Source organism: Streptomyces sp. NBC_01190, assembly GCF_045039895.1.
Classification (GTDB): Bacteria; Actinomycetota; Actinomycetes; order Streptomycetales; family Streptomycetaceae; genus Actinacidiphila.
In genome coordinates this window covers 4480883-4501242 of record NZ_CP108580.1, presented here as the reverse complement: position 1 = coordinate 4501242, position 20360 = coordinate 4480883, and the positions used below count along the sequence as shown (strand labels likewise).

The window sequence follows — 20360 nt, the reverse complement described above, 5'->3', positions numbered from 1 at the left end:
GCCGTCCCCGCTCTTCGGCCGCCGCGGCTTCCGCGCCGTACGCCCCATCGGCCGGCACGAGGTCTTCCGGACTGCTGGCCGATGGGCTGTGCCTGGAGCCGGATGAGGGTGGGGGCGAGGCGGGAGATGGAGAGGTCGAAGGCTCCGGGGCGGTGGCCGGCGGGGCGAGGGGCTTCGGGTGGGGGCGGGGGGAAACTCGGCTGCGGTGGCGGCGGGGGGGCTTTACGCTCTCGGGCGGGATGGGGCGGGACGCCCGGTCGGTGGGCGTCGGTCAGTGGATTAGGGATGCGTGGGGCAATGGCCTGTCAACTGTTCGCGCTTTGCGTCGATGCCGGCCGGCCGCTGCCGCTCGCGCGGTTCTGGTCCGGGGTCCTGGGGTGGGAGGTGGCCGACGATCCGCGGCACGGGGTCGCGGTGCTGCCCAGCGATGACACCGGGTTCCGGATCCGTTTCCTGCCGAGCCAGGAGCGGAAGGCCGAGCAGAACCGGATGCACTTCGATCTGACGAGTACGTCCCTGGCGGACCAGGAGCGGACGGTGGCCAGATCGCTGGAGCTCGGCGCGCGGCACACCGATGTCGGCCAACTCCCGGAGGAGGGTCACGTGGTGCTCGCCGACCCCGAAGGCAACGAGTTCTGCGTCATCGAGCCGGGCAACAACTTCCTCGCCGAGTGCGGCTTCGTCGGGGCGCTGGCCTGCGACGGTTCGCAGGAGGTCGGGTACTTCTGGAGCAAGGCGCTCGGCTGGCCGCTGGTCTGGGATCAGGACCAGGAGACCGCGATCCGCTCGCCGCACGGCGGACCGAAGATCACCTGGGGTGGTCCGCCGCTGATGCCGACGACAGGCGTGAACCGCCTGCGTTTCGAACTCGCTCCAGCTCTCGACGGTGATCAGCGGGCGGAGGTCGATCGCCTGCTCTCCCTCGGGGCGACCCGGATCGACCCCGGCGAGGGCGTGGAGGACCGGGTGGTGCTGGCCGATCCCGACGGCAACACGTTCTACGTCTCGGCACCCCGGTAGCGCGGCGAGGCCGGCTACCGGCTGGCCGGCGGGGACATGACGGTGCCCCCGAGGTGGGGCTCGGGGGCACCGGGGGAAGCAGGGGCAGGCCGGAGAAACAGGGCTAGCTCTTGATGGTGTAGGTGTCCCCGTAGGTCTTCCAGGTCAGCGGCGGGGTGAGGTCGAAGTTGCCGTTGTTCAGGAAGACGCGCTGCTCGGTGTCGACGCGGCTGGTGTCGTCGTGGGCCGCCTCGGTGAGCATCGCGGCCTTGCGGGCGTCGAGGAAGGCGTTGAGGTACGTGGTCTCGTCGCCGCCCTGCGCCGGGGTCTTGGCCTTCTTCATCGCGGCCTTGCGGATGCCGCCGAAGCTGACACCGTCGTCGCCGGGGCCGTGCATCACGATGGCGTCGTAGTAGATGAACTGGCCCAGCGCGCGCAGGCCGTCGGCCTTCGCCTGGTTGACCGACGGGTTGAAGTAGACCCGGTCGCGCTCGTTGTTCTGCGCGGTCTGGAAGACGGTGTCCTTGGCGGCGGTCTTCCAGTCGTTGACGAAGGCGGTGCCCAGCCCGGTGTGGGAGTCCGTGCCGTCGACCTTCCGCAGCGCGGGCAGGTACTTCGCCAGCGGGTTGCCGGGCTCGGCCGCGGTGTACGCCTGGACCAGTTCCAGCATGTCGCCGGTGCCCGAGCAGAAGCCGATGATGCCCGCCGTGTAGCCGCGGCCGTCACCGATGTCCTCGATGTACGCGTACTGGGCCTTCCAGTCCAGTGAGGAGTTCTCGGCGGAGCTGACCAGCTCCATCGCGATCTCCTTCTCGTGCGGGTCGGCCAGCCCGGTGCCGGGGGCGGCCGTCGTCGGGGCCGCGGTCGGCGTCGCCGAGTGGGTCGGGGTGGGCGTCGCGCTGGGCTTGGGGGTCGCCGAGGCGCTCGGGGCCGGCGTCGGGGTGGCGGTCGGCGGCTTGACCGTGGCGATGTTGGTCAGGCCCTTCCCTCCGCTGGCGGTGTTGGAGGTGGTCACCGTGTTCTTGGTGGCGCACTGGCTGTTGTCGGTGACGTTGATGCCGTAGCCGGGGGCGCCCGACAGGGTGAACTTGTTGCCGCTGAAGGCGTTGCCGCAGCCGTACGCGGCGTTCACGTTGTGCACCTGGAAGCCGTCGGTGTAGGGGTGGCTGACGGTGTTCCCGGAGACGGTGTAGCCGTCGCCCTTGACGTCGATCGTCGAGTCGCCGGAGTTCTGGTTCTTCTCACCGGTGCCGTCGAGGGTGTTGCCGCTGATGGTGCCGGCCTTGGTGCCCTCCTTGACGTCGATGCCCTCGGCGGCGACGTTCGGGCCGATCCGGTTGTCGAGCACCTGGACGTGGTCGGAGGCGTCCACGCCGGTCGGCCCGGCGAACTGGTCCCAGTTGCTGTTGGCCGAACCGATGTAGACGCCCTCGCCGTACTGCGGGGCGGTGGTGCCGGTGTCGTGCACGTACGAGTCGCGGATCACCCCGTACGAGCTGCCGGAGCGGAAGTGCACGCCCTCGGCGTCGATGTGGTGGACGGTGACCGTGTCGATGGTGACGTGCGAGGAGGCGTCCAGCACGATGCCCTTCTTCGCGTGGTCCACGGTGAAGCCGTCGAGGTTCCAGTACGGCGCGCCCTTGAGCCACAGGCCGTAGCCGTTGCCGCCGTTGGAGGTGAGGACGGCGCCGGCGCCGCCGGTCAGGGTGATCGGGGCCGCGGCGGTGCCAGGGCGGGTGATCTTGAACTGGCCCGAGTAGGTGCCGTCGGCCAGCTTGATGGTGGCGCCGGGCTTCGCCGCGGCCAGCGCGGTCCGCAGCTCCGCGGCGGTGGCGACGCTGGTGGTCGCGGCCTTCGCGGCCCTTGAGGAGGCGGCGGAGCCGGCGGACTTCGGGGCGGACGTCGACGCCATCGCCTGGATACCGGTGAGCGCGAGGGCGCCGACGCCGAGGATGGCGGCTCCGGTGATCACCGCGGGGTGCTTGACGCCGCGGCGCCGGTGGCCTTGTGCACGAGGGGCCATGAGGGTGGTCTCCTGTGGGGGTTCCGGGGCGGGCGGGAGCCGCCGGCGCCGCTGTGGGCACCGGGGCCGCGCCGCCGCCTCGACGGGGAACGTTCGGCGGTCCGGCCGGTCGGCCGGATCCTGGCGCAGGGGTCGACGCGGGGGTGCGGACTCCTACGATTAGGAAACTTTCCTAACGCATAGTCGGAGATCCTGGCGGGTCCGCCGGAAGCCCGTCAAGCACGGGGGAAGCGCTCCGGCGCCCCCACCCGCACCCTGGCCGTACCCCTGCCACCGCCCCGGCCGAGCCACGAGCCGATCGGCTTCCAAGCCTCTGACCAGCCATTTCTCGTCCGCCGCCGTCGGCCCCGACCGTACCGATCCTGTCAGGCCGATCCGGCGCCGAGAAATGGAGCGGCCCAGCCCTCATCAGATTTACGTCCTGCTTAAGGCGGGCTTAACCCTCGCGGATGCCCGGCAGCAGACCCCAAGGGGAACTCAGAGAGCGGGAGTTGGGTCCGAGGCGAGCCGGGCGTGCAGGTGGGAGTCGTGGCGCTCGCCCGCCGGGTCGAGGAAGGACTGACGGGCCGTCCCCTCGGGGCGGAAGCCGGCCGCGAGGGCGACGCGGCAGGACGCCTCGTTGGCGAGGGAGTGGTCGAGGCTGAGGCGGTGCAGGCCGAGGCCGTCCGCCGCGGTGGGGGCGAAGGCCCAGCGGGCGACGGCATCGAGGGCGCGGGCGCCGATACGGCGGCCGCGCGCGGCCGGGGTCACCCAGTAGGCGGCGACGGCCTGGTCGGGGACGCGGTTGATGTCCCGCAGACCGACATAGCCGAGCAGGGTGCCGCCGGGGCCGGGGCCGGGGCCAGGGTCGGAGCCGCCGGTGTCCACGACGGCGAAAGGCGCGACCCCGGCCGACCAGCCCGTCAGCCGGGGCAGCAGCCAGACCCGGGCCCGGTCGGCGGCGGGCGCCGCGTTGACCGCCAGACCCGCGGCCCACCGCAGGACCTGCGGATCGGCCATCGCCTGCGCGACCGCGGCTTCGTCGGCCTCATGCAGCGGGCGCAGCCGCAGTTCCCCGTCCACCTCAAGGGTGCGAGGGGCGAGCGGGGCGGTCGACGCCCAGGGTCGCGGCGAGCGTGGAGCAGAAGCCATGGCCAAAGTTTAGAAGCCCGCCGGGGTGGGCGGTCCGGGCGTGTCTTTCGGTCCCCGCCCATCCGATGATCGATAGTCGATTTGTTCGACTTGTCCGACCAGCGCATGGTACGCACCCCGAGGAGTGCTCGTTTGTCCACCGCCGGACCGGCTTACGGACCCCTCTTCGAACCGGCGCCGAAGCCGCGCCCGCCCCTCGCCCGGAACCACCGCGACGCCGAGGACCCCACCGGCGCCGGCCCCTCCCCCGGCCCGCACCCCGCCACCCCCGCCGGGAGCCCCACCGCCACCCCCGCAGAACATCCCCCCGGCACCAGCACCTGGCCCTCCCCCCGCCGTGCCCTCCCCGCACTGATCGCCTTCGCCGTGGCCCGCCTGGCCGGCCTCGTCGCCGTGACCCTGTGGGCGCACTACCGCGGCGGCCACCCCCGTGATCTGCTCGGCCTCACCTGGGACGGCCTCTGGTACCACCGGATCGCCGGCTGGGGATACGGCACCTTCATCCCCGGCGCGGAGGCGCCCGGCCTGCGCTACAGCGACCTGGCCTTCTTTCCGCTCTATCCGATGACCGTACGAACGGTCGACACGGTGCTCCCGATCGGCTCGGTGACCGCCGCGCTGCTGGTGGCCTGGGTCTGCGCGGGGCTCGCCGCCTGGGGCGTCTTCGCCGTCACCGACCACTGCTACGGCCGCCGGACCGCCACCGCGGTGGTGCTGGTGTGGGCGCTGCTGCCGCACGCGATCGTGCTGTCGATGGCGTACACCGAGTCGATGATGTGCGCGCTGGCCGCCTGGGCCCTCTACGCCACGCTGACCCGCCGCTGGCTCGCGGCCGGTCTGCTGAGCGCGCTGGCCGGGCTCTGCCGGCCGAACGCGGCGGCGGTCGCGTCGGCGGTCGTGGTCGCCGTGCTGGCGGACGCGTGGCGTCGCCGCCGGGACGGGCTGCCGCAGCAGCCGCGGGCCTGGCTGGCCGCGGTGATCGCGCCGCTCGGCTGGCTCGGCTACGTCGGCTGGGCCGGCTGGCAGACCGAGGGCGGGCCCGGGGGCATCCCCGGCGGCTATTTCGCGCTGCAAAGGCGCTGGGGCTCGCGGTACGACTTCGGGCGCTACGCGCTCGGCTACCTCGAGCACCTGGCGCTCGCCCGCGGGCCGCTCGCCGCCTACCCGGCCGCCGCGGTGTGCGCGGCCGCCGTGCTGCTGCTGGCGCTGGCGGTGCTTGACCGGATGCCGCTGCCGCTACTGGTGTACTCGGCGGCGCTGGTGGCGATCGCGCTCGGCGGCGCCAATTTCTTCTTCTGCAAGCCGCGCTTCCTGCTGCCGGCCTTCCCGCTCCTGGTGCCGTGCGCCGCCGCACTGGCCAGAGCCCGGCCGCGCGCCGCCGCCGTGGCGGTGGTCACGCTGGCCGGGCTCTCCCTCGGTTACGGGGCCTATCTGCTGACCCTCGTGACCGTGCCGCTCTGAGCGGGGGTCCGGCGACGAGGCCGGCGACCGGGCCGGGGTTCAGCGGATGGGCCGGGACCCACGGGCCGGGGTTCAGCGGATAGGCCGGGCCCCGCGGTCCGGGGCGGCCTACGACTCGGCGTCGTCTCCGCCCTCGGGTCCTTCGCCCTCGGGCCCGCTGTCCGCGTCCTTCTCCAGGCCGAGCGTCTCGCCGACCCACTTGTCGAACTCGATCGACGCCCGCACCCAGCTCACCGTGCTGGACACGAAGTGCTCAAGGCTGACGCCCATGCCGACCACGGTCTGCGCCTCACCGATGAGGCGGACACTGCCGTCGTCGTGGGTGTGGGTGTAGACCTTCGGCCACAGGGTGCGCCGGTTCCAGTCGTCGATCACCTCGTGCAGGTGCGGCTTGTCGTCCACGCTGTACGCGCGCTCGTAGAAGGTCCGGACGGCGAAGACCGCCTGGTCGTCCTCGCCGCGGAACATGAAGTAGGTGCGGAACTCTTCCCAGGGCGCCGCGAGGTCGCCTTCCTCGTCGACCAGGTACTTCAGCTCCATCTGGTCCAGAAGCTGCTTGACCAGCTCCTGGTCCGGGATGACCACGCTGGGGGCGGGTCCGGTTGGCTCGGGGTCCGGCTGGCCCCCGAAATTAGGAATCGAGGACGGATCGATACTCACCGTGAAGTCCCTTCGTGACGTTTCCGCTTCCATCCTCCCCCATCCGCCCCCGCTCGTGACAACCCCCGCCGGTACGCGTTCGGCGTACCGGCGAAGGCCCGGACATGGCCCTGTCACAAACGGCCGGCCCTGGCGCTACCGGGTGCCACCACCCGCCCTCACTTGGTGAGGTCGGGCCCGGTCGCCGCCCCCACGATCAGCCCGTCGAGGGCCTGGTCGACCCGTACGGTCTGGCCGTCGAGCACCTCGCCGGACAGGATCGCGCGGGCCAGCGGGTCGCCGATCGAGGTCTGGATGAGGCGGCGCAGCGGCCGGGCGCCGTACGCCGGGTCGTTGCCCTCCCTGGCGAGCCAGTCGAGCGCCTCCTCGGTGATGTCGAGGGTGAGGCGCCGGTCCCGCAGGCGGGCGGCGAGCCGGTCGGTCTGGAGCCGGGCGATCCGCCGCAGCTCGTCCTTGGCGAGGGTGGAGAAGACCACGATGTCGTCGAGCCGGTTGAGGAACTCCGGCTTGAAGGAGGCCCGCACCGTCTCCAGCACGCTCTCCCGCTTCTGCTCCTCGCCGAGCGTGACATCCATCAGGTACTGGCTGCCGAGGTTGGAGGTGAGGATCAAGATGACGTTGCGGAAGTCGACCGTACGGCCCTGGCCGTCGGTGAGGCGGCCGTCGTCCAGCACCTGGAGCAGCACGTCGAAGACCTCGGGGTGCGCCTTCTCCACCTCGTCGAGCAGCACCACGCTGTACGGGCGGCGGCGCACCGCCTCGGTGAGCTGGCCGCCCTCCTCGTAACCGACGTATCCGGGCGGGGCGCCGACCAGCCGGGCGACCGAGTGCTTCTCGCCGTATTCGCTCATGTCGATCCGGACCATCGCCCGCTCGTCGTCGAAGAGGAAGTCGGCGAGCGCCTTGGCCAGCTCGGTCTTGCCGACGCCGGTCGGGCCGAGGAAGAGGAAGGAGCCGGTGGGCCGGTCGGGGTCGGCGATGCCGGAGCGGGCCCGGCGCACCGCGTCGGAGACCGAGCGGACGGCCTCTTTCTGGCCGATCAGCCGCTTGCCCAGCTCCTCCTCCATCCGCAGCAGCTTCTGGGTCTCGCCCTCCAGCAGCCGCCCGGCGGGGATACCGGTCCAGGCGGCGACCACATCGGCCACGTCGTCCGGGCCGACCTCCTCCTTGACCATCTTCTCCGCGGCGTGCGAGGACTGGGAGGACTGCGACTTGGCTTCCTCCTCCTCGCGGGTGGCCTCCGCCAGCTCGTCCTCCAGCCTGGGCTTCTCGGCGTAGAGCAGCTTGGAGGCGGTCTCGAAGTCGCCATCGCGCTGGGCGCGCTCGATCCGGGTGTCGATGTCGTCCAGGCGCTCCTTGAGCTCACCGACCCGGTTCAGGCCCTGCTTCTCCTTCTCCCAGCGGGCGGTCAGGCCGCGCAGCTCCTCCTCGCGGTCGGCGAGGTCCTTGCGGAGCTTGTCCAGCCGCTGTACGGAGGCGGCGTCGGTCTCGTTCTTGAGCGCCATCTCCTCCATCCGCAGCCGGTCGACCGAGCGCTGGAGCTCGTCGATCTCGACCGGCGAGGAGTCGATCTCCATCCGCAGCCGGGACGCGGCCTCGTCCACCAGGTCGATGGCCTTGTCCGGCAGGAAGCGCGAGGTGATGTAGCGGTCGGACAAGGTGGCGGCGGCCACCAGGGCCGAGTCCGCGATCTGCACCTTGTGGTGGGCCTCGTACCGCCCCTTGAGGCCGCGCAGGATCGCGACGGTGTCCTCCACGGTCGGCTCGGCGACCAGCACCTGCTGGAAGCGGCGCTCGAGCGCGGGGTCCTTCTCGATCCGCTCGCGGTACTCGTCCAGCGTGGTGGCGCCGACCATCCGCAGCTCACCGCGGGCCAGCATCGGCTTGAGCATGTTGCCCGCGTCCATGGCGGAGTCGCCGCCGGCGCCCGCGCCGACGACGGTGTGCAGCTCGTCGATGAAGGTGACGATCTGTCCGTTGCTGTCCTTGATCTCGCCGAGTACGGCCTTCAGCCGCTCCTCGAACTCGCCGCGGTACTTCGCACCGGCCACCATCGCGCCGAGGTCGAGCGCCACCAGCCGCTTGTTGCGCAGCGACTCCGGCACGTCGCCCTTGACGATCCGCTGGGCCAGACCCTCCACGACGGCGGTCTTGCCGACACCGGGCTCACCGATCAGCACCGGGTTGTTCTTGGTACGGCGCGAGAGCACCTGGACGACCCGGCGGATCTCCTGGTCGCGGCCGATCACCGGGTCGAGCTTGCCCTCGCGGGCGGCGGCGGTGAAATCGGTGCCGTACTTCTCCAGCGCCTTGTACGTGCCCTCCGGGTCCTGGCTGGTCACGCGCTGTCCTCCCCTGGCCGTCTCGAACGCGGACAGCAGCGCCTTGGCCTTCGCGCCCTGTCCGGCGAGCAGGTCCGCCGCCGGGCCGCCCTTGACGGCGATCCCGATCAGCAGGTGCTCGGTGGAAAGGTACGCGTCGCCCAGCTCCTTGGCGCGCTGCGAGGCGTCGGCGATGACGGCCAGCAGGTCGCGATTGGCCTGCGGCGGGGCGACCGTGGAGCCCTGCACCTTGGGCAGCGTCGTCACCAGCCGCTCGGCGCCGGTGCGGACGGCGGCCGGGTCGGCGCCCACGGCGGTCAGCAGGTCGAGCACGTTCTCGTTCTCCGCACCGCTCAACAGGGCGAGCAGCAGGTGCGCGGGCGTCAGATCCGGGTTTCCCTCGGCGACGGCCCTGGTGTTGGCGGCGCTCAGCGCTTCCCGGCTCTTGTTGGTCAGCTCGGCGTCCACGGGCGTGACTCTCTCCCTCGTGCGTTGGTCTGTGCGATGGTCAACCTGACGTAAGCAACGTGCAGTAAGTTGAGTCTATTCCACTCAAGGTGAGTTGGCGGCAGACTGGCCGGGTCTGGTTCACCGCGGGCGGCCGATTTTGCGTGATCATTGAAGAAGCCGTCCGGGCGGTGCAAGAATGCGGCCACAACTTCCGGATGGATCAAGGGAGTTGCTCACAGCGCCACCGCGGAACGCGGTGCGGGCCCCCACATCCCGCGCGCCCCGCCCGCTCTGCCTTGCCGCGCACCCCGCACATCTCGTACGCCCCCGCTTATCTCGCGCACCTCGTACGCCCCGCACACCGCGCCACACGTATCGCACACCTCGCAGGTCCCGCAGGTCCCGTACGCCGTCCCGGTGCGCTCGTACCACGTACGTCCGCACCGTCCGCACCGTCCGCACCGTCAATGCCGTCGGCATCGTCGACGCCGTCGGCATCACCGGCATCACCCGTATCGTCCGTGCACTCGTCGCCCATCGTCCGTACGCGCCCGTACCTCCTGTTTGCCCTCGCCCGTGAGGATGCCCATGACCCCCGCCCACGCCATGGACCCGTCCGGCGCCGCCGTCCAGGCGGACGCCGCGAGCCTGCGGGAGACCGCGGCGGCCTGCCCCGTCCTGCTGCCCGACGGCGTACCCGGCATGATCGTCTCCCGGTACAAGGAGCTGCACGACTTCCTGGCCGATCCCAAGGTCGCCAAGAACGTCCGGCACTTCGCCGCCTATCAGGACGGCGCGGTCCCGGCCGAGTGGCAGCTCAACGCCTTCACCCTGGCCAAGGGGATGACGACGGCCGACGGCGACGACCACCGGCGGCTGCGGGGCCTCGCCACCAAGGCGTTCACCCCGCGCCGGGTGGCCGCCATGCGTCCTTCGATCGACCGGCTCACCGCCGAACTGCTGGCCGCGCTGCCCGGCCGCGCGGACGCCGCCGGAGTGGTGGACCTGCGCCGGCACTTCGCGTATCCGCTGCCCATGGGCGTGATCAGCGAGCTGCTCGGCGTCGCCCCCGCCCTCCGGGAGGAGCTGCACCGCCTCACCGGCACGATGGTCGCGACCGCGAGTACGGCCGCCGAGGCGAGGGCCGCGCAGGACGCCGTCGAGGCGATCCTCGGCCGGGTCGTCGCCGAACGGCGGGCCCGCCCCGGCGAGGACCTGACCAGCGCGCTGATCGCGGCGCGCGACGACGGTCTGGACGGCGGCGCGGAGCGGCTCGACGACGCCGAGCTGACCGGCACCCTGCTGCTGATGATCGTCGCCGGACACGAGACCACGCTCAATCTGATCGTCAACGCGGTCCGGGCCCTGTGCGGGCACCCGCGGCAGTTGGCCATGGTGCTCGCCGAGGAGGTGCCCTGGAGCGCGGTGGTCGAGGAGACGCTGCGCTGGGACAGCCCGGTGGCGAACATCCCCTTCCGCTACCCGACCCTCGACATCGACGTGGACGGCGTCACCGTGCCGCGCGGCACCCCCGTACTGGCCGCTTACGCGGCGGCCGGCCGGGACCCGCGTGAGTATGGTCCGACCGCCGACCGCTTCGACATCACCCGCCCGCCGAGCCGCCACCTGGCCTTCGGACACGGCGCCCACTACTGCCTCGGCGCGCCGCTGGCCCGCCTCGAAGCGGTCATCGCGCTGCGCGCCCTGTACGCGGAACACCCGGGGCTGACGCTCGCGGTGCCGGACACCGCGCTGCCGCCGCTGCCCGGGTTCATCGGCAACAGCGTGGCGGAGTTGCCGGTACGGCTGGGGTGAGGGGTGCGGTACGGCTGAGAGTGGGCTGCCGGTACGGCTGGGGTGAGGGGTGCGGTGAGGCTGGGGAGCGGGCTGCCGTACGGCTGGGCCGCCCGGGATGGCGGCGCGGCTTGCGGCGCGGCGGCCAGGGGCAACCGTGCGATCCCACACTTGCCGGAGCCGAACGCGGTGGACTGACCACATTGAGCCAGCCGTCGCGGCGGTGCGAGACTGCGGCTTCACCTCATCCCGAACCGAACCGAAGCGACCTGATCTGACCTGATCCGGACCCGGCCTGATCTGATCCGGCCTGATCCGGCCATGACCCGAGCAGAAACAGCATCGCCTGTTCCACGCCTTGTCCGCACTTTGACTTCCGTCACTTCTGCCGCGCGTGAGGACTCCCGTGACCATTGAGCTGGACTCGACCGGCGCCTCCACCCACCAGCACGCCGCCGAGCTGCGCGAGACCGCGGCCGTGTGCCCGATACTCCTGCCCGACGGCATCCCCGGTGTGATCATCGCCCGCCATCAAGAGCTGCGCGATCATCTCTCCGACCCCCGCGCCATGCGCAACGCCGCCTACTTCACCGCCTACACCGAAGGCCGCATACCCGAGCAGTGGCAGCTCAACGCCTTCACCCTGATCCAGAGCATGACCACGGCCGACGGCGAGGACCACCGCCGGATGCGGGGCCTGACCAACCGCGCCTTCACCGCCCGCCGGGTCGCCGCCCTGCGGCCGTGGATCGAGGGCCTGTCCGGCCGGCTGGTGTCCGAACTGCCCAAGCACGTCGACGCCGACGGCGTCGTGGACCTGCGCCACCACCTGGCGTACCCGCTGCCGATGGGCGTGATCAGCGAGCTGCTCGGGGTGAACCCGGTCTACCGCGAGCGGCTCCACCAGTTGAGCACCCGGATGGTCAGCACCGCGAGCACCGCGGAGGACGCGATGGCCGCGCAGACCGAGATGCACGCCATCCTCGACCAGGTGGTCGCCGAGCGGCGGGCCGAGCCGGGCGAGGACCTCACCAGCGCGATGATCGCCGCCCGTGACGACGAGGGCGCCCGGCTCAGCCAGGACGAGCTGACCGGCTCCCTGGTGCTGATGGTGGTGGCCGGCCACGAGACCACCCTCAACCTGCTCACCAACGCCTTCCGGGCGATGTGTGCGTTCCCCGAGCAGCGGGCCCTGGCGCTGGCCGGCGAGATCACCTGGGACCAGGTGGTGGAGGAGACGCTGCGCTGGGACGCGCCGGTGGCGAACTTCCCCTTCCGCTACCCGGTGACCGACATCGAGATCGACGGCATCCCGGTGCCGAAGGGCACCCCGATCATGGCCGGTTACGCCGGGGCGGGCCGCGACCCGCGCGAGTTCGGCCCGACCGCCGACCAGTTCGACGCCACCCGGCCGCCGGCCCGGCACCTGTCCTTCGGGCAGGGCGTGCACTTCTGCGTGGGGGCGCCGCTGGCCCGGATGGAGGCGCAGATCGTGCTGCGCGACCTCTTCACCGCCTTCCCCGACCTGACGCTCGCCGTGCCGAACGAGGAACTGCCGCCGCTGCCGGGCTTCATCAACAGCAGCGTCGCGGAACTTCCGGTCCGACTGGGGTGAATCCGTACGGTACGCGAGCGCCGCGTACCGTACGCTCCGGCTACCTTCGGTGCCATGGCACCCCTGGATCCGCGCGCCCCCGAGCCCGGCTACCTCGCCTTCTGGCGCGAATACCACCTCTGCACCCTGACCACGTCGCGCGCCGACGGCACGCCCCATGTCGTACCGGTCGGCGTGACCTACGACCCGGCGGCCGGGCTGGCGCGGGTGATCACCCGCCGGTCGAGCGCCAAGGCCGCCCACGTCCGTGCCGCCGGCCCCGGCGGCGCCCCCGTCGCGGTCTGCCAGGTGGAACGCGGCAGATGGGCCACGCTCGAAGGGCTCGCGACCGTCTCCGAGGACCCCGAGCGCGTCGCCGACGCGGTCCGCCGCTACGCCGAGCGGTACGGCCGGACACCGGCGCCCAATCCCGAGCGGATCGTCATCGAGATCGCGCTGACCCGGGCGATGGGCCATGCCTAGCCGGGCGCACCATATGGCGGGTGCGCCACGTATCACGTATCGCGACTTACGTATGGCGACACATAGGGCGGACACGTATGAAGAACGGCCCACACCCTCGGTGAAGAGGATGCGGGCCGTTCCCCGCCTCGTACCGGCCCTTCGGCCGTGCGCTCAGCCGTCCCGCTTGGGCCGCCACACCACCAGCGCGCTGGCCTGCTGCACGTCCTGGTAGGGGACCAGATCGCGGCGGTAGGAGGCGTGGACCGCCGCCTCCCGCTGCTGGATGACGGCCGCGGCGCCCTCGACGGCGGCGGTGAGTTCGGCGACCCGGGCCTGGAGGGCGGCGACCTGGTTCTCCAGCTCGATGATCCGCTTGATGCCGGCCAGGTTGATGCCCTCGTCCTGCGACAGGCGCTGGACCTCGCGCAGTTGCTCGATGTCGCGGGCCGAGTAGCGGCGCCCGCGACCCGCCGTGCGGTCCGGGGAGACCAGCCCGAGGCGGTCGTACTGGCGCAGGGTCTGCGGGTGCAGCCCGGACAGTTCGGCCGCCACCGAGATGACGTAGACCGCGGACTCCTCGGTCAGCTCATACGGATTCCGGCCCCGGGGCCCGCGTACCCCGCCACCGTCGATGCTCATCGCCTCACGCTCCCTTAGCGGCCTTGAACAGCTCCGCCCGCGGATCGATGTCCGCGGTCGCCTCCCGGTAGGACTCCAGTGCGTCGAGCGCCTTGCCTTCGGTCGCGGCGGGCACCGCCACCTCGACGGTGACGAGCAGGTCGCCCCGCGAGCCGTCCTTGCGCAGCGCGCCCTTGCCGCGGGCGCGCATGGTGCGGCCGTTGGGCGTACCGGCCGGGAGCTTGAGCGTGACCGGGGGCCCACCGAGGGTGGGCACCTTGATCTCCCCGCCGAGCGCCGCCTCGACGAAGCTGACCGGCACGGTCACGGTGAGGTTGGCCTCCTTGCGGCCGAAGACCGGGTGCGATCCGACGTGTACGACCACGAAGAGGTCGCCCGCCGGGCCGCCCCGCTCGCCGGGCGCGCCCTTGCCGCGCAGCCGGATCCGCTGCCCGTCGGTGACACCGGCCGGGATACGGACCTGCATGGTGCGCGAACTCTTCGCCCGGCCGCTGCCGTGGCAGACCTCGCAGGGGTTCTCCGCGATCAGGCCGCGGCCCTTGCAGTCCACGCACGGGTCGGTGAGTGAGAAGCCGCCACCGCCGCCGCGCGAGACCTGTCCGGTGCCGACGCAGGTCGGGCACACCCTGGGGGTGCCGTTCTTGTCGCCGGTGCCGGAGCACGCCTTGCAGGGCGCCTGCGAGGACATCCGCAGCGGGACCGTGGCCCCGTCCACCGCCTCGGTGAAGCTGAGCGTCACCTCGGACTCGATGTCCTGGCCGCGGCGCGGCTGCACCCGGGTGCCGGTGCCCCGGTTGAAGAGGCCGCCGAACATGTCGCCCAGGCCGCCGCCGAAGCCGCCGCCCTGGCCGGTGCCGGTGCCCGGGGCGCCGGGGCCCTGGGCGCCCCCGAAGAGGTCGCCCAGGTCGAAGTTGAAGCCACCGGTGCCGCCCGCGCCCGGACCCGGGCGGAAGCCGCCGTTGCCGAAGAGCGCGCGCCCCTCGTCGTACTCCTTGCGCCGCTTGGCGTCGGAGAGCACGTCATTGGCCTCGGAGATCTCCTTGAAGCGCTCCTCGGCCTTGGCGTCGCCCTTGTTGGCGTCCGGGTGGAACTCGCGGGCGAGCTTCCGGTACGCCTTCTTGATCTCGGCCTCGGTGGCGTCCTTCGGGACGCCGAGGACCTTGTAGAGGTCCTTCTCCAACAGATCCCTACTGATGCTCATCCGCGACGTCCCTCCTTCCGGCTTTCATGGCTGTCACCACTGTCACGCTGTCTACCGCTGAAACGCTCTTTCCCACGGACCACCGCGGACGCTGTCGCACCCGCTGTCACCCCGTCAGCCCTCGTCCGGGCCACCGGGCTCCTCGCCGTCGGCGTCGTCCTTGTTCTTGCCCGGCTCGGCGCCGGCGGACTCCTCCTTGCCTTGGATCCCCGCCTGGGCGCCCGGCTGCGGTTCGGCGACCGCGACCCTGGCGGGCCGCAGGTTGCGCTCACCGAGCCGGTACCCGGGCTGGAGGATCCGCACGCATGTGGTCTCCGTGACATCCGGCGAGTAGCTGTGCATGAGGGCCTCGTGCACCAGCGGGTCGAAGGGCTCGCCCTCCTTGCCGAACTGCTGGAGGCCCAGCTTGGCGGCGACCGTCTCCAGCGACTCGGCGACCGACTTGAAGCCGCCCACCAGCTCGCCGTGCTCCCGGGCCCGGCCGATGTCGTCGAGCACCGGAAGCAGTTCGGTGAGCAGGTTGGCGATCGCGATCTCCTTCACCGCGACCCGGTCCCGCTCCACCCGCCGGCGGTAGTTCTGGTACTCGGCCTGGACGCGTTGCAGATCACCGGTGCGCTCGCTGAGAGCGGTACGCACCTGGTCGAGCTGCGCCCTGACGGCCGTCAACTCCTTGGCGTCCCCGCCGGGGGCCGCCGGGCCCGCCTCACCGGGTGTCCCGGCGGCGGTCCCGGCATCCTTCGCGGACTCCGGCTGCTCACTGGCCTCGGAAGGGACGTCGGGCTCCTCGAAGCCCTTCGGCTCCTCCGTCACGCGGCACCATCCCTCTTGTCGGCGTTCTCGTCGTCCACGATCTCGGCGTCCACCACGTCGTCGTCGGCGGCGCTCTGCTCACCGGCGGGCGCGCCGGGGCCGGCCGGGCCGGCGCCGTCGGCCTGGGTGTTGGCGTAGAGCGCCTGGCCCAGCTTCTGGCTGACGGCCGCGACCCGCTCGGTGGCCTCACGGATCGACGCGGTGTTGCCGTCGTCGGGCGACTCGTTCTTCAGCTTCTCCTTGAGGTCGCCGACGGCGCTCTCGACCTCGGACCTGATGTCCTCGGGGAGCTTGTCCTTGTTGTCGGCGATGAACTTCTCGGTCTGGTAGACGAGCTGCTCACCCTGGTTGCGGGTCTCGGCGGCCTCGCGGCGCTTGTGGTCCTCGTCCGCGTACTGCTCGGCCTCCTGGCGCATCCGGTCGACCTCGTCCTTGGGCAGCGAGGAGCCGCCGGTGACGGTCATCCGCTGCTCCTTGCCAGTGCCCAGGTCCTTCGCGCCGACGTGCATGATGCCGTTGGCGTCGATGTCGAAGGTGACCTCGATCTGGGGCATCCCGCGGGGGGCCGGCGGCAGACCGGTCAGCTCGAACATCCCGAGCTTCTTGTTGTACGCCGCGATCTCGCGCTCGCCCTGGTAGACCTGGATCTGCACCGACGGCTGGTTGTCCTCGGCGGTGGTGAAGATCTCGGAGCGCTTGGTCGGGATCGTGGTGTTGCGCTCGATCAGCTTGGTCATGATGCCGCCCTTGGTCTCGATACCGAGGGACAGCGGGGTGACGTCGAGCAGCAGGACGTCCTTGACCTCGCCCTTGAGCACACCGGCCTGGAGGGACGCGCCGATGGCGACGACCTCGTCCGGGTTGACGCCCTTGTTGGCGTCCTTGCCGCCGGTCAGCTCGCGGACCAGCTCGGCGACGGCCGGCATCCGGGTGGAGCCGCCGACGAGGACCACGTGGTCGATCTCGGAGAGCTGGATCCCGGCGTCCTTGATGACGTTGTGGAACGGCGTCTTGCAGCGCTCCAGCAGGTCGGCGGTGAGCTGCTGGAACTGGGCGCGGGTGAGCTTCTCGTCCAGGTGCAGCGGGCCCTCGGCGGACGCGGTGATGTACGGCAGGTTGATCGAGGTCTCGGTGGACGAGGACAGCTCGATCTTCGCCTTCTCCGCGGCCTCACGCAGGCGCTGGAGGGCCATCTTGTCGCGGCCAAGGTCCACGCCGTGGCCGGACTGGAACTGCTTCACCAGGTAGTCGACGACGCGCTGGTCCCAGTCGTCGCCACCGAGGTGGTTGTCACCGTTGGTGGCCTTGACCTCCACCACGCCGTCACCGATCTCCAGCAGCGACACGTCGAAGGTGCCGCCACCGAGGTCGAAGACGAGGATCGTCTGGTCGTCCTTGTCCAGGCCGTACGCCAGAGCGGCGGCGGTCGGCTCGTTGACGATGCGCAGCACGTTCAGACCGGCGATCTCACCGGCCTCCTTGGTGGCCTGCCGCTCGGAGTCGTTGAAGTACGCGGGAACGGTGATCACCGCGTCGGCGACCTTCTCGCCCAGGTACGACTCCGCGTCCCGCTTCAGCTTCTGCAGGATGAACGCGGAGATCTGCTGCGGGTTGAAGTCCTTGCCGTCGAGGTTGATCCGCCAGTCGGTGCCCATGTGGCGCTTGACCGAGCGGATGGTCCGATCGACGTTGGTGACGGCCTGGCGCTTGGCCACCTCGCCGACGAGCACCTCGCCGTTCTTGGCGAAGGCGACGACGGACGGCGTGGTCCTGGCGCCCTCTGCGTTGGTGATGACGGTGGGCTCGCCGCCTTCGAGAACGCTGACGACGGAATTAGTCGTGCCCAGGTCGATGCCGACCGCACGTGCCATGGTGAATCCTCCAGCAGACAACTGACTTGAGTGGAACTCGCTCAAGTGTGCATCAGTCGCGATCTCCTGTCAAAGGAGGTGAGTCGACTGGACTCAACTAAGCGGCGCGGGCCGCGCGCATGCGGGCTTCGGTGGGCTTCGGTGGGCTTCGACGGGCTCCGGCTCGGCGGTGAGCCCGGCCGCCGGAGCCGGGGGCAGGGGCGGCGCCACCTGGGAGCGGTCCGCGACACAGATCACCAGCAGGGCGGCTTTATGGGCCCGGAATTCCCGGGTAACCTCAGCCGAGACCGGAGTAAGTTACCGCTTAGTACGTTTCAGCTCGCGCAGGCCCGAGGAGCCCCCATGCAACTCGCCGCGATCATCGTGTCGCTGGTCCTCACCGCGGTCGGCGTCGCGCTGATCAGCCTCGCCGTCGGACAGATCTACCGGTTCGTCCGGCTGGGCCAGCCGGTCCCCGCGGGCAGCCGCACCAACGACCCGGCGGCGCGGACCAAGACGCTGGCCAAGGAGTTCGTCGGCCACACCCGGATGAACAGGTGGGGCGTCGTCGGCGTCGCCCACTGGTTCGTGGCGGTCGGCTTCCTGACCCTCGGCCTGACGATCGTCAACGCCTACGGCCAGCTCTTCCAGGCCGACTGGATCCTCCCGGTGATCGGCACCTGGCCGCCGTACGAGGTGTACATCGAGTTCATCGCGCTCTTCACCACCCTGGGCATCCTCGTGCTGATGGCGATCCGGCTGCTGAACCTGCCCGCCCGGGCCGGCCGCAAGTCCCGGTTCGCCGGCTCCACGGCCTGGCAGGCGTACTTCGTCGAGTACGTCATCCTGGTGATCGGCCTGGCCATCCTCACCCTGCGCGGCCTTGAGGGCGCCATCCACGGCGTGGACCACTACGAGGCGTCGTACTGGGCCTCCTACCCCCTGGTGGCGGCCTTCCGGGGCCTGAGCACCGGCACCCTGCAAACCCTGATCTACCTCACCGCGATGATCAAGCTGGGCACCACCATGGCCTGGGCGATCACCGTCGGCCTCAACACCGACATGGGCGTCGCCTGGCACCGCTTCCTCGCCTTCCCCAACATCTGGTTCAAGCGGAACGCCGAGGGACCGGTGGCCCTCGGCGCCCTCCAGCCGATGACCTCCGGCGGCGTACCGATCGACTTCGAGGACCCCGGCGAGGACGACGTCTTCGGTGTCTCCCAGGTCGAGCAGTTCTCCTGGAAGGGCATCCTCGACTTCTCCACCTGCACCGAGTGCGGACGCTGCCAGTCGCAGTGCCCGGCCTGGAACACCGGCAAGCCGCTCTCCCCGAAGCTGCTGATCATGTCGCTGCGGGACCACGCCCACGCCAAGGCGCCCTATCTGCTGGCCGGCGGCGGCAAGACGGCGGAGGGCGAGGAGAAGGCGACCGAGGAGCAGCTCGCCGGGGTCCCCGCGACCGCGCTCGCCGAGGCCGAGCGCCCGCTGATCGGCACCCTGGCGGACGGACCCGGCGGCCTGGGCGGCGTGATCGACCCCGATGTCCTGTGGTCCTGCACCACCTGCGGCGCCTGCGTCGAGCAGTGCCCGGTCGACATCGAGCACGTCGACCACATCGTCGACATGCGCCGCTACCAGGTGATGATCGAGTCGGCCTTCCCGTCCGAGGCGGGCACGATGCTCAAGAACCTGGAGAAGAAGGGCAACCCCTGGGGGCTGCCGAAGAAGCAGCGCCTCGCCTGGGTCAAGGAGGTCGACTTCGAGGTGCCGATCGTCGGCGAGGACATCGAGGACCTCACCGAGGTGGATTACCTCTACTGGGTCGGCTGCGCCGGCTCCCTGGAGGACCGCGCCAAGAAGACCACCAAGGCCTTCGCCGAGCTGCTGCACATCGCGGGCGTGAAGTTCGCGATCATGGGCGGCGAGGAGAACTGCACCGGTGACTCGGCCCGCCGGCTGGGCAACGAGTTCCTCTTCCAGCAGCTCGGCATGGAGAACGTCGCCATGCTCAACATGGCGTTCGGCGAGGAAGAAAACGACACGTCGACGTCGACCTCGGCCACCGCCCGCCCCAAGGCGTCGAAGAAGATCGTCGCCACCTGCCCGCACTGCTTCAACACGATCGCCAACGAGTATCCGCAGCTCGGCGGCGAGTACGAGGTGGTGCACCACACGCAGTTGCTCCAGCACCTGGTGGACGAGGGCAGGCTGGTGCCGGTCACCCCGGTCGAGGGCCTGATCACCTACCACGACCCCTGCTACCTGGGCCGGCACAACAAGGTCTACACACCGCCGCGGGACATCATCGCCAAGGTGCCGGGACTCAGGAACGAGGAGATGCACCGCCACAAGGAGCGCGGCTTCTGCTGCGGCGCGGGCGGCGCGCGGATGTGGATGGAGGAGCGGATCGGCAAGCGCATCAACAACGAGCGGGTGGACGAGGCGCTCTCCCTCGACCCCGACATCGTCTCCACCGCCTGCCCGTTCTGCCTGGTGATGCTCTCCGACTCGGTCAACGGGAAGAAGAACGAAGGGGCGGCGAAGGAGTCGCTCCGGGTGGTGGATGTGGCGCAGTTGCTGCTGGATTCGGTACGGGTGCCGGTGCCGGTGCCGGCGGGCGTCGGGGCGGGGTCCGCGGAAGCCTCCGCAGGGGCGGATGAGGCGGGGCCGGAATCCGCCACGGGGCCGGTCGGAGGCACGGGGCCAACCGCCGGTCCGGAATCCGCCGCCGGGCCGGACGGGGGCACGGGGCCGACGGCCGGTCCGGAATCCGCCGCCGGGCCGGACGGGGGCACGGGGCCGACGGCCGGCTCGGGGTCGGCCGAGGAGCCGGCGGGGACGACGGGGCCGGGCGCGTAGACAGCAGAAGACAAGGGGCCGGGCGCGTAAGGGACGGCCTCCCTTGGCTGGCGGTCCTTACGGAGGGGCTCCGGGCCCGGAACCCCGATCCCCTGGCGCC

At 71.2% G+C, this 20360-nt stretch carries 14 protein-coding genes and 1 pseudogene; 6 read left to right on the top strand and 9 right to left on the bottom strand.

Going from position 1 to position 20360, the window contains the following annotated elements:
• Nucleotides 1–297 precede the first annotated feature (297 nt).
• Nucleotides 298–1020, top strand: a complete 723-nt coding sequence (locus tag OG519_RS18690) for a VOC family protein (protein WP_405585042.1) — start codon at nt 298–300, stop codon at nt 1018–1020.
• 103 nt (nt 1021–1123) lie between these two features.
• On the opposite strand, the gene OG519_RS18685 is transcribed toward OG519_RS18690, so the two are convergent.
• From OG519_RS18685 to OG519_RS18675, 3 genes and pseudogenes are all read right to left on the bottom strand, one after another.
• Nucleotides 1124–1969, bottom strand: coding sequence for a chitosanase (locus OG519_RS18685; protein WP_405592822.1), 846 nt, complete (start codon nt 1967–1969; stop codon nt 1124–1126).
• A gap of 285 nt (nt 1970–2254) precedes the next feature.
• Nucleotides 2255–2911 (bottom strand): annotated as a pseudogene (locus tag OG519_RS18680) (right-handed parallel beta-helix repeat-containing protein); the annotation flags it as partial.
• A gap of 588 nt (nt 2912–3499) precedes the next feature.
• On the bottom strand, nt 3500–4153 hold the full coding sequence (locus tag OG519_RS18675; protein WP_405585039.1) for a GNAT family N-acetyltransferase: 654 nt from the start codon (nt 4151–4153) through the stop codon (nt 3500–3502).
• A 132-nt stretch (nt 4154–4285) separates the two neighbouring features.
• On the opposite strand from OG519_RS18675, the gene OG519_RS18670 reads away from it, so the two are divergent.
• Nucleotides 4286–5614, top strand: coding sequence for a glycosyltransferase family 39 protein (locus tag OG519_RS18670; protein WP_405585036.1), 1329 nt, complete (start codon nt 4286–4288; stop codon nt 5612–5614).
• A 108-nt stretch (nt 5615–5722) separates the two neighbouring features.
• Here OG519_RS18670 and OG519_RS18665 read toward each other — a convergent pair whose 3' ends face one another.
• Nucleotides 5723–6274, bottom strand: a complete 552-nt coding sequence (locus tag OG519_RS18665) for a YbjN domain-containing protein (protein ID WP_405585033.1) — start codon at nt 6272–6274, stop codon at nt 5723–5725.
• Between the two features lie 158 nt (nt 6275–6432).
• On the bottom strand, nt 6433–9063 hold the full coding sequence (clpB, locus tag OG519_RS18660; RefSeq protein ID WP_405585030.1) for an ATP-dependent chaperone ClpB: 2631 nt from the start codon (nt 9061–9063) through the stop codon (nt 6433–6435).
• 570 nt (nt 9064–9633) lie between these two features.
• Here clpB and OG519_RS18655 point away from each other — a divergent pair.
• The 3 genes from OG519_RS18655 to OG519_RS18645 all read left to right on the top strand — a co-directional run bounded on the left by OG519_RS18655 (nt 9634) and on the right by OG519_RS18645 (nt 12916).
• Nucleotides 9634–10860, top strand: a complete 1227-nt coding sequence (locus OG519_RS18655; RefSeq protein WP_405585027.1) for a cytochrome P450 — start codon at nt 9634–9636, stop codon at nt 10858–10860.
• Between the two features lie 385 nt (nt 10861–11245).
• A complete protein-coding gene (locus OG519_RS18650; protein WP_405585024.1) occupies nt 11246–12454 on the top strand; it encodes a cytochrome P450 in 1209 nt (402 codons plus the stop codon).
• A gap of 54 nt (nt 12455–12508) precedes the next feature.
• Nucleotides 12509–12916, top strand: coding sequence for a pyridoxamine 5'-phosphate oxidase family protein (locus OG519_RS18645; RefSeq protein ID WP_405585022.1), 408 nt, complete (start codon nt 12509–12511; stop codon nt 12914–12916).
• A 153-nt stretch (nt 12917–13069) separates the two neighbouring features.
• Here the strand turns inward: OG519_RS18645 and OG519_RS18640 are convergent, their stop codons facing one another.
• The 4 genes from OG519_RS18640 to dnaK form a co-directional block, all read right to left on the bottom strand.
• Nucleotides 13070–13537 (bottom strand): heat shock protein transcriptional repressor HspR, encoded by a 468-nt coding sequence (locus OG519_RS18640; RefSeq protein WP_405585019.1) that lies wholly within the window; start codon nt 13535–13537, stop codon nt 13070–13072.
• A 4-nt stretch (nt 13538–13541) separates the two neighbouring features.
• Nucleotides 13542–14738, bottom strand: coding sequence for a molecular chaperone DnaJ (dnaJ, locus tag OG519_RS18635; RefSeq protein ID WP_405585016.1), 1197 nt, complete (start codon nt 14736–14738; stop codon nt 13542–13544).
• 114 nt (nt 14739–14852) lie between these two features.
• Nucleotides 14853–15551 (bottom strand): nucleotide exchange factor GrpE, encoded by a 699-nt coding sequence (grpE, locus tag OG519_RS18630; RefSeq protein ID WP_405585014.1) that lies wholly within the window; start codon nt 15549–15551, stop codon nt 14853–14855.
• Complete coding sequence (gene dnaK / locus OG519_RS18625; RefSeq protein ID WP_405585011.1) at nt 15548–17422, bottom strand: molecular chaperone DnaK; 1875 nt, start codon at nt 17420–17422, stop codon at nt 15548–15550. Before dnaK ends, grpE begins: the two co-directional genes overlap by 4 nt.
• A 342-nt stretch (nt 17423–17764) precedes the next feature.
• Between dnaK and OG519_RS18620 the strand changes: the two genes are divergently transcribed.
• Nucleotides 17765–20260, top strand: coding sequence for a heterodisulfide reductase-related iron-sulfur binding cluster (locus OG519_RS18620; RefSeq protein WP_405585008.1), 2496 nt, complete (start codon nt 17765–17767; stop codon nt 20258–20260).
• Nucleotides 20261–20360: the final 100 nt, after the last annotated feature.

Excerpts from the sequence above, each read along its gene's own strand:
- OG519_RS18690 (WP_405585042.1), top strand. The coding sequence starts at position 298 with ATGGCCTGTCAACTGTTCGCGCTTTGCGTCGATGCCGGCCGGCCGCTG.
- OG519_RS18675 (WP_405585039.1), bottom strand. The coding sequence starts at position 4,153 with ATGGCTTCTGCTCCACGCTCGCCGCGACCCTGGGCGTCGACCGCCCCG.
- OG519_RS18655 (WP_405585027.1), top strand. The coding sequence starts at position 9,634 with ATGACCCCCGCCCACGCCATGGACCCGTCCGGCGCCGCCGTCCAGGCG.
- OG519_RS18645 (WP_405585022.1), top strand. The coding sequence starts at position 12,509 with ATGGCACCCCTGGATCCGCGCGCCCCCGAGCCCGGCTACCTCGCCTTC.
- OG519_RS18640 (WP_405585019.1), bottom strand. The coding sequence starts at position 13,537 with ATGAGCATCGACGGTGGCGGGGTACGCGGGCCCCGGGGCCGGAATCCG.
- dnaJ (WP_405585016.1), bottom strand. The coding sequence starts at position 14,738 with ATGAGCATCAGTAGGGATCTGTTGGAGAAGGACCTCTACAAGGTCCTC.
- dnaK (WP_405585011.1), bottom strand. The coding sequence starts at position 17,422 with ATGGCACGTGCGGTCGGCATCGACCTGGGCACGACTAATTCCGTCGTC.
- OG519_RS18620 (WP_405585008.1), top strand. The coding sequence starts at position 17,765 with ATGCAACTCGCCGCGATCATCGTGTCGCTGGTCCTCACCGCGGTCGGC.